At 74.1% G+C, this 19,109-nt stretch carries 16 protein-coding genes; 8 read left to right on the top strand and 8 right to left on the bottom strand.

Translation table 11 applies throughout. The annotated features are described in order from the left end of the window. Positions 1 to 16: 16 nt before the first annotated feature. Positions 17 to 628 (bottom strand): TetR/AcrR family transcriptional regulator, encoded by a 612-nt coding sequence (locus AB0I67_RS35950; RefSeq protein ID WP_357933215.1) that lies wholly within the window; start codon positions 626 to 628, stop codon positions 17 to 19. 144 nt (positions 629 to 772) lie between these two features. Here AB0I67_RS35950 and AB0I67_RS35945 point away from each other — a divergent pair, with 144 nt between their 5' ends. From AB0I67_RS35945 to AB0I67_RS35930, 4 genes are read left to right on the top strand one after another with little or no spacing between them, the layout of a single operon-like run. Further along, positions 773 to 2,296 (top strand): ABC transporter substrate-binding protein, encoded by a 1,524-nt coding sequence (locus AB0I67_RS35945; protein ID WP_357933310.1) that lies wholly within the window; start codon positions 773 to 775, stop codon positions 2,294 to 2,296. Positions 2,297 to 2,298: 2 nt separating this feature from the next. Further along, positions 2,299 to 3,240, top strand: a complete 942-nt coding sequence (locus AB0I67_RS35940) for an ABC transporter permease (RefSeq protein WP_357933307.1) — start codon at positions 2,299 to 2,301, stop codon at positions 3,238 to 3,240. Then, positions 3,237 to 4,982: a dipeptide/oligopeptide/nickel ABC transporter permease/ATP-binding protein gene (locus tag AB0I67_RS35935; RefSeq protein ID WP_357933213.1), complete on the top strand. Its 1,746-nt coding sequence runs from the start codon at positions 3,237 to 3,239 to the stop codon at positions 4,980 to 4,982. The genes AB0I67_RS35940 and AB0I67_RS35935 overlap by 4 nt, the downstream gene beginning before the upstream one ends. Continuing rightward, positions 4,979 to 5,812 carry an ATP-binding cassette domain-containing protein gene (locus AB0I67_RS35930; RefSeq protein WP_357933210.1) on the top strand — a complete coding sequence of 278 codons (834 nt, stop codon included), beginning with the start codon at positions 4,979 to 4,981 and terminating at the stop codon, positions 5,810 to 5,812. Before AB0I67_RS35935 ends, AB0I67_RS35930 begins: the two co-directional genes overlap by 4 nt. 41 nt (positions 5,813 to 5,853) lie before the next feature. Here the strand turns inward: AB0I67_RS35930 and AB0I67_RS35925 are convergent, their stop codons facing one another. The 3 genes from AB0I67_RS35925 to AB0I67_RS35915 all read right to left on the bottom strand — a co-directional run bounded on the left by AB0I67_RS35925 (position 5,854) and on the right by AB0I67_RS35915 (position 11,638). Next, a complete protein-coding gene (locus tag AB0I67_RS35925; RefSeq protein WP_357933207.1) occupies positions 5,854 to 7,437 on the bottom strand; it encodes a family 20 glycosylhydrolase in 1,584 nt (527 codons plus the stop codon). A 35-nt stretch (positions 7,438 to 7,472) separates the two neighbouring features. Then, the gene (locus AB0I67_RS35920; protein ID WP_357933205.1) at positions 7,473 to 9,830 is read right to left on the bottom strand and encodes a glycoside hydrolase family 3 C-terminal domain-containing protein; all 2,358 of its coding nucleotides are present in this window, start codon (positions 9,828 to 9,830) and stop codon (positions 7,473 to 7,475) included. 80 nt (positions 9,831 to 9,910) lie between these two features. Further along, positions 9,911 to 11,638: a substrate-binding domain-containing protein gene (locus AB0I67_RS35915; RefSeq protein WP_357933202.1), complete on the bottom strand. Its 1,728-nt coding sequence runs from the start codon at positions 11,636 to 11,638 to the stop codon at positions 9,911 to 9,913. Between the two features lie 121 nt (positions 11,639 to 11,759). Between AB0I67_RS35915 and AB0I67_RS35910 the strand changes: the two genes are divergently transcribed. The 3 genes from AB0I67_RS35910 to AB0I67_RS35900 are packed head-to-tail and all read left to right on the top strand — an operon-like array spanning position 11,760 to position 13,784. Further along, positions 11,760 to 11,981 carry a LapA family protein gene (locus AB0I67_RS35910; protein ID WP_357933199.1) on the top strand — a complete coding sequence of 74 codons (222 nt, stop codon included), beginning with the start codon at positions 11,760 to 11,762 and terminating at the stop codon, positions 11,979 to 11,981. 49 nt (positions 11,982 to 12,030) lie between these two features. Next, on the top strand, positions 12,031 to 12,612 hold the full coding sequence (locus tag AB0I67_RS35905; protein ID WP_357933196.1) for a TetR/AcrR family transcriptional regulator: 582 nt from the start codon (positions 12,031 to 12,033) through the stop codon (positions 12,610 to 12,612). Beyond that, positions 12,609 to 13,784, top strand: coding sequence for an FAD-dependent monooxygenase (locus tag AB0I67_RS35900; RefSeq protein ID WP_357933193.1), 1,176 nt, complete (start codon positions 12,609 to 12,611; stop codon positions 13,782 to 13,784). Before AB0I67_RS35905 ends, AB0I67_RS35900 begins: the two co-directional genes overlap by 4 nt. A gap of 36 nt (positions 13,785 to 13,820) precedes the next feature. Here the strand turns inward: AB0I67_RS35900 and AB0I67_RS35895 are convergent, their stop codons facing one another. Further along, complete coding sequence (locus tag AB0I67_RS35895) at positions 13,821 to 15,191, bottom strand: xylan 1,4-beta-xylosidase (protein ID WP_357933190.1); 1,371 nt, start codon at positions 15,189 to 15,191, stop codon at positions 13,821 to 13,823. A 151-nt stretch (positions 15,192 to 15,342) separates the two neighbouring features. After that, the gene (locus tag AB0I67_RS35890; protein WP_357933187.1) at positions 15,343 to 17,148 is read right to left on the bottom strand and encodes a hypothetical protein; all 1,806 of its coding nucleotides are present in this window, start codon (positions 17,146 to 17,148) and stop codon (positions 15,343 to 15,345) included. 235 nt (positions 17,149 to 17,383) lie between these two features. Between AB0I67_RS35890 and AB0I67_RS35885 the strand changes: the two genes are divergently transcribed. After that, complete coding sequence (locus tag AB0I67_RS35885; protein ID WP_357933184.1) at positions 17,384 to 18,418, top strand: rod shape-determining protein; 1,035 nt, start codon at positions 17,384 to 17,386, stop codon at positions 18,416 to 18,418. 73 nt (positions 18,419 to 18,491) lie between these two features. On the opposite strand, the gene AB0I67_RS35880 is transcribed toward AB0I67_RS35885, so the two are convergent. Beyond that, positions 18,492 to 18,767 carry a hypothetical protein gene (locus AB0I67_RS35880; protein ID WP_357933181.1) on the bottom strand — a complete coding sequence of 92 codons (276 nt, stop codon included), beginning with the start codon at positions 18,765 to 18,767 and terminating at the stop codon, positions 18,492 to 18,494. After that, on the bottom strand, positions 18,767 to 19,093 hold the full coding sequence (locus AB0I67_RS35875; protein ID WP_357933304.1) for a LuxR family transcriptional regulator: 327 nt from the start codon (positions 19,091 to 19,093) through the stop codon (positions 18,767 to 18,769). Before AB0I67_RS35875 ends, AB0I67_RS35880 begins: the two co-directional genes overlap by 1 nt. Positions 19,094 to 19,109: the final 16 nt, after the last annotated feature.

Below are 19,109 nucleotides of genomic sequence, written 5' to 3'. Positions count from 1 at the left end.
AGCCGGCGGAGGGCGGTCAGTCCCGGCCGACGCCGAGGCCGAGCTGGGTCAGGAAGACCTCCACCGCGCGGCGCATGTCCACCTGGTCGGGATCGAGCAGCCACTGCGTCTGCAGGCCGTCCACCAGCGCCAGGAGCTGCTGCGCGACCGCGTCCGGGTCGTGCGAGACCGGCGGGTCGGCCTGCTCGAAGAGCTGTGCCAGCAGCCAGGCCGTGCGCCGCCGCAGCCGCCGGTAGCGCTCGACGAAGTACTCGTGCGCCGGATGGCCGGGATCGGCCGCCTCGCCGGAGATCTTGACGAACAGCCCGACCAGCCCGGGCGTGTGCATGTTCCGGGTGATCTGGTCGAGATGCCGGATGAGCACCTTCTCCGGCTCGCGCGAGGAGTCGGCCGACAGCGCCTGCTGCGCCGCCTCGTCCTCGCGCCGGGTCAGCACCTGGATGAGCAGCTCGTCCTTGCCCGGGAAGTGGTGCAGCAGCCCGGCGTGGGTGAGCCCGGCGTGGGCGGCGATGTCGCGCAGCGAGACGGCGTGGAAGCCCGAGCGCGAGAACAGCTCCATCGCGGAGTCGAGGATGCGCTCGCGGGTGCGCTCGCCTTTGGTGCCCCGGCGGGGGATCGGTGCGTTCACCGGGCGGCCTCTCTTCGGGTCAGGGGCACCGCAAGTGCCGCTGTACAGGGAGATTAGCCCGCCTCCCGACCGGCCGGCACTAAACCTACCACGTGGTTAGTTTGGGGTGTATGCTCGCCGAAAATCTCGGACGGAGTGTGCGTGATGAAGAAATTCGCGGCGCTGGCCGCCCTCCTGACCTCGGCCGTCGTCCTCGCGGGCTGCTCGGGCGGCCAGGCCGGCCCGGCCACCGGCTCGGCCGCCCCGGCGACCCTGAGCCTCGCCACGATGACCCTGCCGATGAGCCTCGACAGCAAGGACGCCAACGGCAGCGCCCTGCCGTTCTTCCAGGCGGTCTACGACACCCTGGTCAAGCGCGAGCCGGACGGCGCGTTCAGCCCGATGCTGGCCACCGAATGGGCCTACGACGAGGCCAGAACCACGCTCACCCTCACCCTGCGCACCGGCGTGAAGTTCGACGACGGCACCCCCTTCGACGCCAAGGCGGTCAAGGCCAACCTGGAGCGCTTCGCCAAGGGCGGCGGCGGCCAGGCCGGCACCCTCGCCGACCTGGAGAGCGTCGAGGTCGTCGACGACAGCCACGTCAAGCTGAAGCTCAAGCAGCCCAACCCCGCGCTGCTGTACTACCTCAGCGACGCCGCCGGGCTGATGGCCAACCCGGCCGAGTTCGCCAAGGGCGAGGCGCTCAAGACCGCCCCGAGCGGCACCGGCCCCTACGACCTCGACCAGGGCCAGACCGTCATCGGCACCAAGTGGGTCTTCAAGCGCGCCCCCGGCTACTGGGGGGCCAAGCTGCCCTACGACACCATCACGATCAGCTACTTCGACAACGAGACCGCGATCGTCAACGGCATCAAGACCGGCCAGCTCAACGCCGCCCTCATCCAGGACGCCGACCAGCAGATCGCCGTCGAGGCCCACCCCAAGGTCAAGACGGTCAAGCAGGAGTTCGACGTCCAGGGCCTGCTGCTGTTCGACCGCGCCGGCCTGGTCACCCCCGAGCTCAAGGACCCCCGCGTACGGCAGGCGCTCAACCACGCGATCGACCGCCAGACCATGCTGAGCAAGATCCGCCAAGGTCGCGGCACGGTCACAAGCCAGCTCTTCGGCCCCTCGGCCAAGGCCTACCAGCCAGAGCTCGACAACGCCTACCCCTTCGACCAGGCCAAGGCCCGCGCCCTGCTCAAGGAGGCCGGGCTGGAGGGCGGCTTCACCCTCAAGCTGCCGCGCATCCCCGCGATCGTCTCCGAGGCGCTGGCCGCCTCGCTCCAGACCGACTTCGGCGCCGTCGGCGTCAAGCTCGTCTGGGAGGACCTCGACCAGGGCAGCGCCGTCCAGCGCATCTTCCGCGACCGCGCCTACTCCGGCATGGTCATGAACAACGGCCAGTCGCCGATCGACTGGGTCGTGGTCAAGGAGATGGTGCTGCCCGGCCTGTTCAACATGTTCGGCTACACCGACGACACGGTGAAGTCCCTGGCCCCGCGCATCCAGAAGAGCGACGACCCCGCCGACCTGAAGAAGCTCAACGCGCACCTGGTCGAGCAGGCGTGGTTCGTGCCCTTCTACCGGATGACCTACCTGCACGTCTCCGACGGCAGCGTCGCCATCACCCCGCAGGACGGCATGGCCGTGCCCGCGATCTACAACTACGCCCCCGCCAAGTGACCATGCTCGCCTTCGTCCTGCGCCGGGTCGCGGCGGGCGTGGCGCTGATCGGCGTGATCTCGCTGCTGTCCTACACCCTGCTGTCCATCCCGCACCTCGACGTCGGCCGCCAGCTCCTCGGGCAGAACGCGCCCCAGGAGCTGGTCGACGCCAAGAACGCGGCGCTCGGCCTCGACCGGCCGGTAGCGGTCCGCTACCTCGACTGGCTGGGCGCCGCGCTCCGCGGCGACTTCGGCACCTCCTGGTTCACCAGCGAGAACGTGCTCCAGGCGATCGCCAACCGGCTGCCGGTCACGCTCAGCCTGATGATCGGCGTCACCGTGATCACCGCGCTGCTGTCGTTTGTGCTCGGCGTCTGGGCCGGGGTGCGGCGCGGCGTCGTGGACCGGTTCGTCCAGGTCTTCGCCGTGCTCGGCTACGCGCTGCCCGGCTTCCTGGTCACCCTGGTGATCGTCCTGGTCTTCGCGGTCGAGCTGGGCTGGTTCCCGGCGATCGGCTACATCGGCATGGGCGAGTCGCTCACCGGCTGGCTGTCCACGATCACCCTGCCGATCCTCGCCCTGTCGGTCGGCTCGGTGGCCGGCGTCGCCCAGCAGGTGCGCGGCTCGGTGATCGACGTGCTGCGCCAGGACTACATCCGCACGCTGCGCGCCCGCGGGCTGCCGCCGTGGCGGATCGTCCTGCGGCACGTGCTGCGCAACGCCTCCGCGCCCGCGCTGGCCGTGCTCGGCATGCAGTTCGTCGGCCTGCTCGGCGGCGCGGTGCTGGTGGAGCAGATCTTCGGGCTGCCCGGGCTGGGCAGCATGACGGTCGGCTACACCACCCGCGGCGACATCCCGGTGATCATGGCGCTGGTCATGGTCACCGTGGTCGGCGTCATCGTCATCAATCTCGTCACCGACCTGCTGATCGGCTGGCTCAACCCGAAGGCGAGGCTCCGATGAGGCTGGTGCGCCATCCGCTCGGGCTGGTGTCCGGGCTGCTGCTGGCCGCGATCGTGCTCGCCGTCCTGCTCGCGCCGGTGCTCAGCCCGGCCGACCCGGGCGCGGCCAGCCTGCGCCAGGCCTTCGAGGGCCCGGCCGCCGGGCACCCGCTCGGCTTCGATTCCGCCGGCCGCGACATCCTCGCCCGCATCCTGTACGGCGGGCAGAACACCCTCGGCGGCGCGATCATCGCCCTGGCCGTCGGCCTGGCCCTCGGCGTGCCCTCCGGCCTGCTGGCCGGCTACTACGGCGGCTGGTTCGACTCGGCCGCCACCTGGCTGGTCAACCTGGTGATGGCCCTGCCCGCCATGGTCGTGCTGCTCGCCTCCCGCGCCATCCTCGGCTCCACCGTCTGGGTGCTCATGGTGGTGCTCGGCTTCCTGGTCGCGCCCAGCTTCTTCCGCCTGGTGCGCGGCATCGTCGCCGGCGTGCGCGGCGAGCTGTACGTCGACGCCGCCCGCGTCGCCGGGCTGAGCGACCTGCGGATCGTCTCGCGGCACGTGCTCATCGTGGTGCGCGCCCCGATCATCATCCAGGTCGCGCTGGTCGCCGGGATCGCCATCGGGCTGCAGGCCGGGCTGGAGTTCCTCGGCATCGGCAGCGGCAGCGAGCCCACCTGGGGCGCGATGCTGAACGAGGCGTTCAAGAACATCCAGCGCGCGCCGCTGCTGATGTTGTGGCCGGGGCTGGCGCTCGGGCTGACCAGCGGGGCGCTGGTGCTGCTGGCCGCCGCCCTGCGGGACGTGCTCGAAGATCGCGGGCGCAGCGATCCGGCACCGCCCGCCGTACCGGAAGAAGCGCCGGACGAGCCGGACGAGCCGGGCGCGGCCGGGGAGCGGGCCGGGCTGCTGTCGGTGCGCGGCCTGGCCGTCGCCTACGGCGCGCGCGAGGTCGTGCGCGGCGTCGACCTCGACGTGCGCGAGGGGGAGATCGTCGGGCTGGTCGGCGAGTCCGGGTCCGGCAAGACGCAGACCGCCTTCTCCGTCCTCGGCATCCTGCCCGAGGGCGGCCGGGTGGCGCGCGGCAGCATCACCGTCGCCGGACGCGAGATCGTCGGCCTGCCCGAGCGGGCCCACCGCGAGCTGCGCGGAACCGTGATCGCGTACGTGCCGCAGGAGCCGATGAGCAACCTCGACCCGGCCTTCACCGTCGGCAGCCAGCTCGTCGAGCCGCTGCGCGCCAAGCTCGGCCTGGGCCGGGCCGAGGCCCGCCGCCGCGCCCTCGACCTGCTGCGCCAGGTCGAGATCGCCGACCCGGAGCGGGTCTTCCGCTCCTACCCGCACGAGATCTCCGGTGGCATGGCCCAGCGGGTGCTCATCGCCGGGGCGATGGCCTGCGAGCCGCGGCTGCTCATCGCCGACGAGCCGACCACCGCGCTCGACGTGCGGGTCCAGGCCGAGATCCTCGGCCTGCTGCGCCGGCTGCAGCGCGACAGCGGGCTCGGCGTGCTGCTGGTGACGCACAACCTCGGCGTCGTCGCCGACCTGTGCGACCGGGTGGCCGTGATGAGCGAGGGGCGGATCGTGGAGAGCGGGCCGGTCGAGCAGGTCCTGCACGCGCCGCGCGAGCCGTACACCCGCCGGCTGCTGGCCGCGGTCCTGGACGGCGCGCCCGCCCGCGAGCCGCTGGAGGCCGCGCCGGACCACGCTCCGGACCAGGCGCCGGACCAGGCGCCGGACCACGAACGACTGGAGGCCCCGTGACCGCCCTGCTGACCGTCGAGGACCTGCACGTCGACTTCCCCGGCAAGGGCCGCGGCGCCCCGCGCGTCCAGGTGCTGCGCGGGGTGAGCCTGTCCGTCCGGCCAGGCGAGACGCTCGGCCTGGTGGGGGAGTCGGGGTCGGGCAAGAGCACGCTCGGCCGGGCGATCCTCGGCCTGGCGCCGGTGCGCTCGGGCACGATCACCTTCGCCGGGGAGCGGCTCGACGGCCTGGGCCGGCGGCGCCGGCGCGAGCTGGCCCGCGAGATCCAGGTGATCTTCCAGGACCCGTACACCTCGCTCAACCCCTCGCGCACGGTCGGCGACACCCTCGCCGAACCGCTGCTCGGCCAGGGGCTGTCCGGCCGGGCGGCACGGGCCCGGGTGGACGAGCTGCTCGACCGGGTGCACCTGCCCGGCGGGGCCGGGGAGCGGCTGCCCCGGGAGTTCTCCGGCGGCCAGCGGCAGCGGGTCGCCATCGCCCGGGCCCTCGCGCTCGGGCCGCGCCTGGTCGTCTGCGACGAGCCGGTCTCCGCGCTGGACCTCACCACCCAGAAGACCGTGCTCGACCTGCTGCTGGAGATCCAGGAGCAGAGCGGGGTGGCCTACCTGTTCGTCTCGCACGACCTGTCGGTGGTGCGGTTCGTCAGCCATCGGGTGGCGGTCATCCACCAGGGCGAGATCGTGGAGAGCGGGCCGGCCGCGGTGGTGACGGCCGAGCCGTCGCACCCCTACACGCGGGCGTTGCTGCTGGCCGCGCCGGTGGCCGACGTGGCCGCGCAGCGGCTGCGCCGCGCGGCCTTCGAGCAGGAGTACGGCTCGGCCGCCCGCTGAGCGCTCGCCCCGGCAGACCCTGACCGGGGCGAGCGTACGGCTCAGCCGAACACGTCGGCCGAGCGCCAGTAGCCGCCCCAGCCGAGCCGCTCCCACCACGGCGCGTGCGCCCGCAGCCGGTCCCGGTGCTCGGCCCACGACGCCGGCCGCGGGCTCCACGCCTTCTCCGCGATGCCCGGCAGCCGCGGCAGCAGCAGGAACGCCAGGTCCTCGAACCCGGTGACGCTCTCGCACCAGATCGCGGCCTCGACCCCGGCCAGCCGGGCCCCGGCGGGGATCTCCGGCAGCTCGCGGGGCTGCCAGCCGTACAGCTCCCGGCAGCTCTTCGGCGTGTAGGCGGGCATGCCGACCTGCTCGCGGCGCGGCGTCTGCGCGGGGTCGGCCGACTCCTCGGCGTAGCGGCGATCCAGGTAGAGCACGCTGCTGGGCGAGGCCAGCACCCACGCGCCCGCCTCGACGGCCTTCGGCGTGTCGGCGGCGGCGTGCTCGAAGCTCTCCGCGGCCACGTCCACCAGCGGGTGGTACTCGGCCGGCACCGACGCCTTGACCCGCTCGGGGTCGAACTCGTCGCCCAGCCCGATCCAGCTCTGCGCCACGTCGCCCGGTTCGAGCGCTCCCGACCGCGCCGCCTCCTGCCAGGCGGCCACCCGCTTGCCGGTGGCCCGGACGATCGCCAGCGTCTCCGTCACGAACCGCGCGTACAGCCCGGCCGGCATCCCGAACGCCTCGTCGCCGCCCAGGTGCACGAACGGCCCCGGGGTGAGCGCGGCGACCTGGGCGAACACCTCGGCGGTGAAGCGCCGGGCGTGTTCGTTGCGCGGGTCGAGGTAGGAGATCAGCTCGTGCGGCGGCTCGTCCGGGCCGCGCAGCTCCGGGTAGGCCCGCACCGCCGCCTGGGTGTGCCCGGGCACGTCGATCTCCGGGACGACGGTGACGAACCGCTCGGCGGCGTAGGCGACCAGCTCGCGGTAGTCGTCCTGGGTGTAGTACTGCCGGCCCTCGCCGTTGCGCGAGCTCTCCGCGGCGTTCTCCGGCGCGGTCAGCCGGGGCCGGCCGTCGATCTCCAGCCGCCACGCCTGGCTGTCGGTCAGGTGCAGGTGCAGCACGTTGAAGCGGTACAGCGCGAGCAGGTCGAGCACCCGCTTGACCTGCTCGACCGGGAAGAAGCGGCGCACCACGTCCAGGGACAGGCCGCGCCAGCGCAGTCCGGGCCCGTCGAGCACCCGCACCGCGGGCACCTCGCCGCCGGGGCCGATGAGCTGGGCGAACGCGGTCGCGCCGCGGAACAGCCCCTCGGCCGCCGGCGCGGTCACCGTCGCCCCCTGCTCGGTGACGACGAGCTCGAAAGCCTCCTGCTCGCCCTCCTCCAGCCCGGTGTGCGGGGACAGCCCGGCCGCCGGGCGCAGGGCGCCCAGGTCCGGCCGGCCCAGGACCAGCCGCAGTTCGGGCACGGGCTCCGAGCCGGGCGGATCCTCCAGGCCGTGCAGGCGGTCCAGCAGGCCGGCGACGACCGGGCGCAGGGCGGGCAGCTCGGCGGGAGCGCTCACCCGGACCTGCCGGCCCAGCCTCAGGGGCGGGCCGGAGGCCGGGGTCAGGGACTGGGGGGAGGGGACGAGCGTCGGCATGCTCCATTTCTTACCACATGGTAAGAAATTTCGCGTTAAAGCCGGATCGACGTGGACAGGGCGGGATCGTCATAGCCGCCACCGGCTTCGATGCGGTGCGTGCCCTCGACCGTCCGCCAGCCGTCCGCCCAGACCTGGAAGGCCCGCTCGGCCAGCTCCAGCTCTGCCCGCACGCTCTGCCCGGGCTCCGCCTCGACCACCCCGAACCCGGCCAGCACCCGGTCGGCGCCCTCGCCGGTGTACACCTGCACCACCTCCCGGCCGCGCCGCGCACCGGTGTTGGTCACGGTGACCGCCACCCGCCGGCCCTCGGCCTCGATCGCGTCGTAGGACCACGTGGTGTAGCCCAGGCCGTGCCCGAACCAGAACGCCGGCGCCACGTCGTGCCGGGCCCAGGCGCGGTAGCCGATGTACACCCCCTCGTCGTACGGCACGGCCCCGTCGACCGGCGTGACGTCGGCGACCGGGCAGTCGGCCAGCTTCACCGGCCACGTCGTGGGCAGCCGGCCGCCGGGCTCGGCCTCGCCGTACAGCACCTCCGCCAGCGCGGCGCCCGCCTCCTGCCCGGGGAACCACACCAGCAGCACCGCGGCCACCTCGTCCACCCACGGCATCTCCACCGGCGAGCCGGAGTTCACCACCACGACCGTGCGCGGGTTCGCGCGGGCCACCGCCGAGATCAGCTCGTCCTGGCGGCCCGGCAGCCGCAGATCCTTGCGGTCGAAGCCCTCGCTCTCCACCGCCATCGTCGTGCCCGCCACCACCACGGCCACCTCGCTGGCCGCCGCCAGCCCGGCCGCCTCGGCGATCAGCGCGTCCTCGTCCGGGCGCGGGTCGGCGTGCCCGAGGCTGAAGACCACCACCCGGCGGCCTCCGTAGTCGTGCGCCACGTTCGAGATCACCAGCTCGTACGGCACGCCGGCCGTCATCGGCACCGCCACCCGCCGCTCCGGCGGGGCGACCAGCACCGCGGCCGGGTCGTCGCCCTCCAGCTCGACGACGCCCTCGTAGACCGTCTCGCCGTCCACCGTCAGGCTGAACGGGCCGATGCCCTGCACCGACAGCAGGTGCTCGCCGGAGACCTCGGGCACGAACCGCACGCGCAGCCGTACCCGGTGCAGCTCGGCGGTGTCCGCGCCCTCCGGCAGCCCGCTGATCCACAGGCCCGTCGCCCGCTCCAGCTCCTCGGCCGCCAGGACCGTGCCCCCGGCGTCCACGAACTCGCCCGTCGCGGGGGCCTTCAGCGGGTTCAGCCTGGGGTTCGGGTCGGTGCCCAGCGCGTAGCGCACCTGCGCGCCGCCGTACTCGCGCAGGCCCTCCAGGGGGGAGACCGTGCGCTCGGGGAAGACCACCGCGCTGCCGCCGCCCATGATCCGGGCCTCGGCCGCGGCGGATCCGATCACCGCCACGCTGCCCGTCCCGGCCGGGAGGGGCAGCACGCCGTTGTTGGTGAGCAGGGTGAAGGACCGCGTCGCCACCTCGCGGGCGAGCGCGACCCCGTTGATGGCCTGCGGAGGCTCAGCGGCGGGGGAGTGCGAGCGCAGGGCGCCGGTCCGCTGGGCCAGGCGCAGGATCCGGCGCACCTTGTCGTCGATCACCGACTCCGGCACCCGCCCGGCGCGGACCGCCTCGGCCAGCTTGTCCCCCCAGGGCGTCTTGGGGCCGGGCATGGCCACGTCGGTGCCGCCGAACGCGGACGGCTCGGTGGTGCGCACCGCGTTCCAGTCCGACACCACGTAGCCGTCGAAGCCCCACTCGTCCTTGAGCACCCCGTTGACCAGCTCGGAGTGCTCCGACATCGTGGTCCCGTTGACCGAGTTGTAGGCGGTCATCAGCCCCCACGCCCCGGCCCGCACGACCCGCTCGAACGGCCGCAGGTACACCTCGCGCAGCACCTTGTCGCTCACCTGGACGCTCACGGTGTACCGCTCGGTCTCGAAGTCGTTGGCCACGAAGTGCTTGGGCGTGGTCGCGACCCCGCCCTCCTGGACCCCCTCGACGTAGGCCGCCCCGACCTCGCCGGTCAGGTGCACGTCCTCGGAGTAGCACTCGAAGTGCCGCCCGCCCAGCGGGCTGCGGTGCAGGTTGATCGTCGGGGCCAGCAGCACGTGCACGCCCTTGCGCCTGGCCTCCTGGGCCAGCAGCCGGCCCACCTGCCTGGCCAGGTCGAGGTCCCAGGTCGCGGCGAGCGCGGTCGGGCTGGGCAGGGCGATCGACGGGTCGGCCTGGCTCCAGCCCTCGCCCCGGACCCCGATCGGGCCGTCGCTCATGACCAGCCGGTCCAGGCCGATCTCCGGCAGCGGCGGCAGGGACCAGGTGTCGGCCCCGCTGAGCAGGCTGATCTTGGCGGGCAGGTCGAGATCCTTGATGAGCGCATCGAGGTCGGTGGTCACGCGCTAGCTCCCGGTGGTGCGGTGAAGGGTTGAACGCAATCGTTTACGTAAACCCCTGCCGGGCGCAACCCCCGCCCCGGCTATTTCGCCGCCCGGCCCCGATCCGGCGGCGCGGCGGTGCTCGACCGGACGACCAGCTCCCCGGGCAGCTCCACCCGGGCGGCTCCCGGGTCGCGGCCGGCCAGCCAGTCGAGCAGCAGCCGCCCCGCGCTCGCCCCCATCCGGGCCAGCGGCTGGGCGACGGTGGTGAGCGGGGGCGTCATCAGGGCGGCGGAGTCGTCGTCGAAGCCCACGACCGACAGCTCGCCCGGCACGTCCAGGCCGGACTCGCGGGCCGCCTGCAGCACGCCGAAGGCGATCCGGTCGTTGAAGGCGAACACCGCGGTCGGGGGGCGGGGCCCGGCGAGCATCGCCAGGGTGGCGCTCCTGCCCGACTCGGCTCTGCCGTACGAGCCCTGGAAGAGCAGGTCCGGGTCGAGCTCGGCGCCCGCCTCGCGCAGCGCCTCGCGGACGCCGCGCAGGCGCTCGCGGGTGGACAGCAGGCCGGTCTCGCCGGTGACCACGCCGATGCGGCGGTGCCCGAGTCCGAGCAGGTGGGCGGTGGCCAGCCGGCCCGCGCCCGCGTTGTCGAGCGTGACCGAGGGAAACCGGGCCGCGGCGTCGGCCACCGGGTCGACCAGGACGACCGGCAGCCCGGCCGCCTCCAGCCTGGCGTACTCGGCCGGGGCGGAGCGGGGGAGCACCACGACCGCGCCGTCCACGCCGTGCCTGGCCAGGCGTTCCAGCGCGGGCAGCACGCTGCCGCCGTCGGCCACCGTGGTGCCGAGGGCCAGGCTCTGCCCGCCGTCCTGGAGCACCTCGGCGGCGCCGGACAGGATGTGGGCCGCGTAGTCCATGTGCAGCCAGGGGAGGGTCACCGCGATCCTGCCCGTCCGGCCCGACTTCAGGGCTCTGGCCGTCGCGTTGCCGGTGAAGCCCAGCTCGGCGGCCTTGGCCAGGACCGTGGCCCGGGTGCTGTCCGACACTCCCGGCTTGCCGTTCAGCGCCCGCGACACCGACGCCGCCGACAACCCCGTGGCCCGCGCCACATCCAGGATCGTCGCCCCACCGACCTGCCCCCCGCCCTCCCGGCGCTGCCCGGTAGCCGCGGCGGGGGAGTGGCCGGCGGACCCAGCGAGCCCGGCGGGGCCAGCCGGCACGGTGGTCACGGGCCAGGCGTCCTCGGTGACCAGGCCGCGGAAGTACGCCTCCAGGTCCCCGGCCGGATCGACCGAGCGCGGGTCGGCCACCCACTGCGCCCGCAGCCCGTCCATCAGGGCCACCGCCGTCCGGGCCGCCGACGAGGGCTCCACCCCGGCCCGCACCCGCCCCTCGGCCGCCAGCTCGGACAGCGCCCGCGCCACGAAGTCCCGGTACCACCGCCGCCGGGCCTCGACCGGCTCGTGCGCCGGGTGCGCGGGGTCGGCGGCCTCGGCGGCGACCATGACCCCCAGCTCGGCCAGCCCCGGCTGCCCGGTCGCCCGCCGGGCCGCCGCCACCAGCGCGCGCAACGCCGCGACCCCCCGCGGATCGCCGGCCGACACCAGCCCGGCCTCCCGCTCGTCGAAGTCCCGCAGCACGGCCAGCAGCAGCCCCGCCTTGCTCCCGAAGTGGTGCAGCAGCCCGGCCGCGCTCATCCCGGCCAGCTCGGCGATCTCTCGCACCGACCCGCCACGGAACCCGTTCCGCCCGAACACCGGCAGCGCCGCGTCGAGGATCTCCCGCCGCCGCGCCTCGCTCTTGCGGTACGGCCCGCGCCCTTCGGTCATGCCGACCATTGTCCGGCCGCCGCCCCCGCTTGAAAACCATCCATTCGTTCGACTTTCAGCGCCCGTTTCGCCGATGATCACGAAGGGTATCTGGTCGGTTACCTGACCTGATGGGGGATTCATGGCCGACCACAGCCGGAAGCCCGGCCCGCTGCGCCGCGTGCCGCCTCGCGTCTGGGTCGCGCTGGCCCTGCTGATCCTGGCGATCGTCTTCGTGGTGCAGAACCGGCAGGAAGCGCACATCAACCTGCTGATGATCTCCATCTCGGCCCCGATGTGGATCGCGCTGACGGCCTGCGTCCTGCTGGGTCTGCTGATCGCCTGGCTGGGCCGCCGAAGATAGCCGCCGCGATCCCTGGCGTACGGGAACTCGCGCGCGCTAGTTTGGACACATGCCCAAGTCGAACGCCCAAAACCTGGAACGCGGCCAGGCCACCCGCGACCGCCTCCTCGCGGCCGCGGCGGCGCTCATCGGCGAGGCCGGCTGGGGTGCGGTGAGCACCCGGATGGCCGCCGACCGGGCCGGTGTCGCCCCCGGCGTCGTGCACTACCACTTCGGCTCGGTCACCGACCTGCTCGTCACCGCCTCCACCACCCTCGCCCGCGACCTCGTCGAGTCCGTCGGCGCGGGCCTGGAAGCCCAGCTCGACCTCGGCGCCGGCATCGACTGGCTGGCCGCGCAACTGGCCGCCCACCCGCCGGACGACCCCGCCTCCCGGCTGGTCGCCGAGATGTACCTCGCCTCCTCCCGCACCCCGGAACTGCGCGAACAGCTCGCCCTCCTGCTGGACGGCTTCCGCGCCCGCGCCGCCGCCTGGCTGGCGGCCAGGGGGTACGCGGGCGACCCGGCCCCGGCCGCCGCCCTGCTCGCCGCCGTGGTCGACGGCGTGATGCTGCACCGCGGCCTCGACCCCGGACTCGACCCCCGCGGCCTCACCGCCCCGCTGCGCGCGATGGTCGGAGCGCAACCGTGAAGGCGCTCGTCTGCGGAGCCGGCCTCGCCGGGCTCACCCTGACCTGGCACCTCGAACGCGCCGGCTGGCAGGTGGAACTCGTCGAGCGGGCGCCCGCCTTCCGCGACGGCGGCTACATGATCGACTTCTACGGCCCGGGCTACGAGGTGGCCGGCCGGATGGGCCTGCACCCCAGGCTGGAGGAGGTCCGCTACCCCGTCGACGAACTCGGCTACCTCGACGGAGCCGGCCGCCAGACCAGCGGCCTGCGCCTGCCGCCGGACGTCACCGGCGTGGTCAGCCTGCTCCGCGCCGACCTGGCCCGCGCCATCGCCGACACCGTGCGCACCACGACCCGGTACGGCACCAGCGTCACCGCCGTCGCCCAGCCCCCCGCGGCCCCCGTCCAGGTCACCCTCACCGATGGCAGCGAGCACGAGGTGGACCTGCTGGTCGGCGCGGACGGCACCCACTCGACCGTCCGGGAACTGGTCTTCGGCCCCGAACGCGACCACGTCCGGCACCTGGGCCACCACGTCGCCGCCTACTCGATCCACGCGCCGGAGCTCAGCCGCGAGATCGGCACCCGCTACCGCATGCTCACCGTCCCCGGCCTGATGGCCGGCGCGTACGCGCTGCGCGGCGAGCGGCTCGCCCTGCTGTTCCTGCACCGGGTGAGCGACCCCGCCCTGCCCGCCGACCCGGTCGCCGTCCTGCGCGAGCGCTTCGGCGGCCTCGGCTGGATCCTGCCCGAGGTGCTGCCCGCCTGCCCGCCGCCGCCCGAGCTCTACTACGACCAGGTCACCCAGGTCGAGCTCGGCGGCTGGAGCCGGGGCCGGGTCGTCCTGCTCGGCGACGCCTGCCAGGCGGTGTCGTTGTTCGCCGGGCACGGCGCCTCGATGGCCATGACCGCCGCCCACGTGCTGGCCGCCGAACTAACGGCAGGCGGGCTGACGGCAGGCGAACTGGCGGCCGGCGAGATCGGCCCCGCCCTGGCCGGCTACGAGCGGCGGATGCGCCCGGTCATCGAGCGGGTGCAACGCTTCGGGCGGCGCTTCATCCACTGGATGGCGCCGCCCAGCCGGCTCCGCATCACCGCCCGCGACCTACTCCTGCGGGCCGCCGCCCTGCCGGGCGCCGACCGGCTGCTGGTCGGCTCACTCTCCCCGGGCGGGCACGGCCGGATCCCCTGACCCCGCCCGCGAAGAGCCGCGACCTCCTGAGCCCGCTCAGCCGCGGGCGGCCCACTTCACCTCGTACGGCGCGAGGCTGACCTCCTGGCCGTCCACGGTGGCGGTGACGTCCTTGTCGGTGGTGTTCACCATGACCATCTGCTCCGGCTGCGCCAGCACCCGCACCCGCTCGTCGGAGCTGGTGACCTTCTCCAGCTTGGCGCCGGCCGGGAACCACTTCACGAAGTTGCTGACCACGTCGCCCGCGGGCCGGGCCGAGCCGTCCTGCGAGTTCCACATGCAGCCGACGCAGTCGCCCTGCTTGGTCTGCGGGTTCCAGTACAGCGCCGTGGCCGTGCCGGAGGAGGCGAACTCCATCAGCGAGGTCGCCAGCACGGCCACCCGCATGTTCTCCGGCCAGTTCGTCTTGCCGTCCTCCGGCATGAAGTAGAACTCCGACCACCAGACCGGCAGGTTGCCCGTCTTCTCGCGCAGCCAGCGCGTCACGTCGCCGAACTTGGCCGTCGCGCCGAAGGCGTCCGGCTGGACCTTGTGGTCGTCGGTGACGGAGGCCCCGTCGATGACGATGAAGTCGGCCCCGCGCTTGTTCTTGTTCCAGTAGTCGAAGGCGTCGAGCACGAGCTGGTCCACCGCGCCCCAGTCGCCCCGCAGGCTGGAGGCGTTGCCGCCGTCGCTGCGAATGCTGTGGAAGCCGATGTACGGCCCGCCGATCAGCGCGTCGGGACGCACGGCCTTCACCGCGTCGTACACCTTGTTGTACAGCTCGGTGTAGCCCTCGATGTCCGGCGGCTGCGAGTGGTCGGGCCAGAAGCCCTTGAGCTCGTTCCACACCATGAAGTACTTCACGTGGTCGTAGCGCTTGGCCACGGCCGCCGACAGCTTGGCGAAGTCGTCGAAGTGCTTGCGCTCGGGCGCCGCCTCCAGGTGCTCCTTCTGCCAGGAGGTCTGGCCGGCCGGTCCGCCCTTCATCCAGTCGGGCGCGCAGCACAGCGTGATGATCGGCAGGCCGCCGGAGCGGTCCATCAGGCGCATCCGGCTGTCGAGGTCCTCGAAGTTGAGCTGGCCGGGCACCTCCTCCGGGTTGCCGACGCCGAACCCCATGATGTGCTGGTTCTGCAGCATCGGCACTCGCGAGAGCGTCGCGGACGAGCCGCTCAGCAGCCGGTCGTCGCCGTTGTTGCCGCTGGTCTGGGTGTGCGTGAGCCCCCAGCGCGGCCAGTTGGCGTCGACGGGCGGGAGCTCGGCCGCGCGCGGCGGACCGCTCTTGGCGCTCTCCCCGGTTTTCGCGGTCTCGGGGGGCTTCGCCCGGGTCGTGCTCTCCGGCACGGCCGCCGTGCACGCCATCGTGGCCGCGACGAGCGCCATCGCCGCCACGACCTTCCCACCCCACCGCATGCTGGTCCTCATCCCGTCCCTTCACTTCCCCGGCCTACTCCGGAGAGTGTCATGCCAGCACGATGGAAGACCAGGTGGAGGCGTGCTTTCTCAGTCAACTTTAATGCAGTCCTCACCTACCCCGGCCCGCCTCTCACCAGGGCCGGGGCAGTGGGCGGGCCGCTCAGCGCAGGACGGTGACCGGCTCGCCGAGCTCGTTGCGCGCGCTCAGTTCGGGCCGCTCGGGCAGCTCCCGGCCGGAGGCGTCACGCCCGGCCACGGACCGGCCGTCGAGGCTGATCCGGGTCACCCGGCGGCTGCCCGCGGCGACGTAGTACCGCTTGCCGGAGGGCGCCTTCCACCACACCCCGGCCACGACGTCGCGCCGCAACCGGCTGCAGTCCCACGAGCCCGGCCGCGCCGGCGTGACGCTCGCCCGCCGTCCGGCCAGCAGCACCCCGCGGACCGTGCTGCCGCCGGAGGCGTCGGCCAGCCGCAGGCAGATCCACCGCCCGGCCACCCCCTCGGGCAGCCGGCCCGCCCAGAACTCCCACGCCATCGCCGACTGGATCTCCCCCTCGGGCCGCTCGACCGCGCAGCCGAGCCCCTTCCACGCAGTGAACCCGCCGGCCGCCTCGTCGAGCTCGTACGGCCCGAACCGGTTGATCTCGGCCGGGGGCGGCGGCTGGTAGAAGGCGTTGGCCAGCGTCAGCGCCCCGAAGTCAAGCATCGTGTACGGCCGGCCGTGCGCGATCTCCGGCGCGCGCAGCCGGACCACCGGGCCCTGCCAGCACGCCCCCTTCCGCGCCGGTGGGACGGCGGCGGTGACCCCGTCGCTGACGGCGACCGCCCGCCAGCGGGGCGCCGAGCCGGTGAGCGGGGCGGTGGAGACCTCGCGCACCCACGGCGGCAGCAGGTAGTGTCCGCCGGCCAGCTCCAGCGGGCTGGCGCCGTCCGGCTTGGTGCGCGGCTCGGGGAAGACCTCCAGCTCCCGGCGCTCGCCGCGCTCGGTGTAGCGGGCGACCTGGCCCGGCCGGCGCAGGAGCACCACCCGCGAGCCGGCCACCTCCCCGGCGTACAGCAGGGCGGTGTCGCCGCCCGGCCAGCGGGCCAGGGCCCGGCCGGTCAGGGCGCGGTCGCCGGTGAGGCCGCCGCGGGCCGGCCAGGTGGTCAGGTCGAGGTCGGTCCCGGCCCGCCACGCGCCGGGCGAGGCGATGATCAGGCGCGGGCCGGCCTGCTGCGGTGTTCCGGCGATGCCGGGCCGTTCGGCGGTGAGGTCCGGCACGACCACCACCGCGGCCAGCGCGCACACCGTCAGCCCCGCCGCGGCTTTGACCGGCACGCGGGCCGGGCGGCCGTACAGGCGGGCCAGCGTCGGGTCGTAGGCGGGCCTGCCCTCCTCCAGCGCTTCGGCCTCGGCGAGCGCGGCGGCCGGGTCGTCCGCTCCGGCGCCGTCGAGGATGGACACCACCTCCTCGGCGGGCCGCCCCTCCAACCGGCGCAACGCGTAGGCGGCCCGCCCGGCGGGGGACAGCGCCTGCAGCCGCCGGGTGAACTCCACCGCATCAAGGGACGGCGCGGGCCCCGCGTTACCCGTCAGCGCAGACCCGGAGTTGCCGGTCAGCGAGGGCCCGGGGTTTCCGGTCAGTGCGCGCCCGGGGTCGGCGGTCAGTGCGGGGACCGCCTCGACCGCCGCCAGTCGCCCCGCCCCGGGCACCGCGCGCCACCACCAGGCCCGCCACCGCGCGGCCCGCCCGCCGAGCCGTCCCCAGGGCGTCCGCCCGGGCAGCACCCGGCGCAGGAACACCCGCCGCAGCTCCACCGGATCGGTCGGCCGCCCCCGCCGGGTGAGCGCCGCGGCGGCCAGCCGGTGCGCCAGCACCAGCCGCCGCTCCTCCCCGGCTCCGGCGGGCAGCACCAGGTAGGCGAGCCAGACCAGGTCGCGATAGGGCTGGGCCAGAACCCTGCTGCCCCGGATCGAGCGCCGCACGGCACCCCTCACTTTTCGTAGCAGGTCAAACGCAAATCGTGACTTAGAAGGGTACGGCGGGCCGCCCGTCTCCGCAGGGAGATCGCCGATTCGCCCGGCCCTGTCCGCGGCACCTACCGGAAGAAGGCCACATCACTGCTTTGACCAACCCAGGCGCGACATTGGTGTTGAAAGGGACTCATGGCGGCTATGCCGTAAAGCATGGAAATCCGGCATATGGCGTGGAGGATGTGACATGGGTGCCTGGTCGCCGCTCTCGTTCATGGGCAAGGATGTCGCCGTCGACCTGGGCAGTTCCAGGACACAGATCTACGTACGCGGCCAGGGCGTGGTCGTCGACGAGCCGTCGGCCGTGGCCCGCTGCCGGCGAACCGGCCGGATCATCGCCACCGGCGCGGCGGCCCTCGAAGCGGACACCCCCGAATGGCCCCTCACCCGCGGCACCGTGACCGACTTCGACGGCGGCACCCGGCTGCTGGCCGGGCTCCTGCGCACCGCGCACGGGCACGGCTTCGCCCGGCCCCGGCTGGTACTCGCGGCGCCGTCCCACCTGGGCGCGGTCCAGGCCGGCACGCTCAAGCGGCTGGCCCAGGAGGCCGGGGCCCGCTCGGTGCGGCTGCTGGACCAGCCGCTGGCCGCCGCCCTGGGCGCGGGGCTGCCGGTGGCCGAGCCGTACGGGCACCTGGTCGTGGACCTGCGCGCCGACACCACCGAGGCGGCGATGATCTCCCTGGGGGAGGTGCTGGTCGTCGAGGCGATCGGGGTCGGGGTCGCCGACTTCGACCGGGCCATCGCCGACCGGGTACGGCGTAGCCACGGCGTGCTGATCAGCCTGGCGGAGGCGGCCCGGCTGCGGCGGGCGCTCGGCGCGGCCGGTCCGTCCGGCGGGCGGTGCGCGCGGGCGGTCGGGCGGCGCAAGGGCGGCGAAGGGGTGTGGAGCGTGCCGGTCTCGGCGCGGCAGGTGCACGAGGCGATGGAGCGGCCCCTGCGGTCCGTGCTGGGCGCGGTCCGCCGGGTGTTCGACCGGATCAGCCCGGAACTCACGGTTGACGTGGGCGCGCACGGCATGGTGCTGACCGGCGGCGGGACGGTGGCGCGGCGGCTGCGGGCGGAGTTCGGCGTGCCCGTGCTGGCCGCCGGCGAGCCGGGCCGCAGCGTCGTGCTGGGACTGGGGCGCTACGTCGAGACGTCCGGCTCACTCCAGGCGGCGGGCAGCCCCGCGCTCGGCCGGCCCCGCCTGCGCAGGGAAGGCCGCCCCCTCCTCGCCTGACCACTCGCCTGACCACTGAGGCAGCAGCCCGCGACCACCTCGTGCACCGCATCCCAGGCCCGGCCTCGCCGGGTCAGGCGGGACTACCTGCCTGGTCGTCCGGCTCGTCGGGGAGCACGCGGTCGAGGCGGTTGGTGGACAGCGAGTCCCACAGCAGCTCCCGGTGGATGTCCCGCTCCGGATCGCCCTCCAGCGGCTCCGGCTCCGGCGGGATCGGCAGTTCGGGCGGCGCGGCCGCGGCCGCGTCGGCCACGATGGTCTCGTCCGCCACGTCCGCCGTGGCGGGCCCGCCGGGGGCCGTCTCGACCGAGCGTGCCGCCTCGGCCACCTCGTCCTGGTTCTCGGTCATCACTTCACCACCGTCAGCAGCACCGCGGCGTCCTCCAGCGCGTCGAGCACGTGCAGCTCGCCGGGAACGATCAGCAGGTCGCCCGACATGCCCTCCCACGAGTGCTCCCCGGCGCTCAGCCGTACCCGGCCGGACAGCACCTGGAGCGTGGCCTCGCCCGGGCCGTGGTGCTCGTCGAGCCGGGCCGGGCTGATGAGGGCGATGAGGGTCTGGCGCAGGCGGCGCTCATGCCCGCCGTACACCGTCCGTGCGCTGCGCCCGGAGCTGGCGGCACGGGCCATCTCCAGCTCGGTGCGGGCCAGCGCGACCAGCGACTGCTTGTTCACGATCAAGGGCTTTCCC

The organism is Nonomuraea sp. NPDC050310 (assembly GCF_040655795.1).
Lineage (GTDB): Bacteria > Actinomycetota > Actinomycetes > Streptosporangiales > Streptosporangiaceae > Nonomuraea.
The sequence above is the reverse complement of the archived record's forward strand: the minus strand, read 5'-3'. Positions and strand labels throughout refer to the sequence as shown.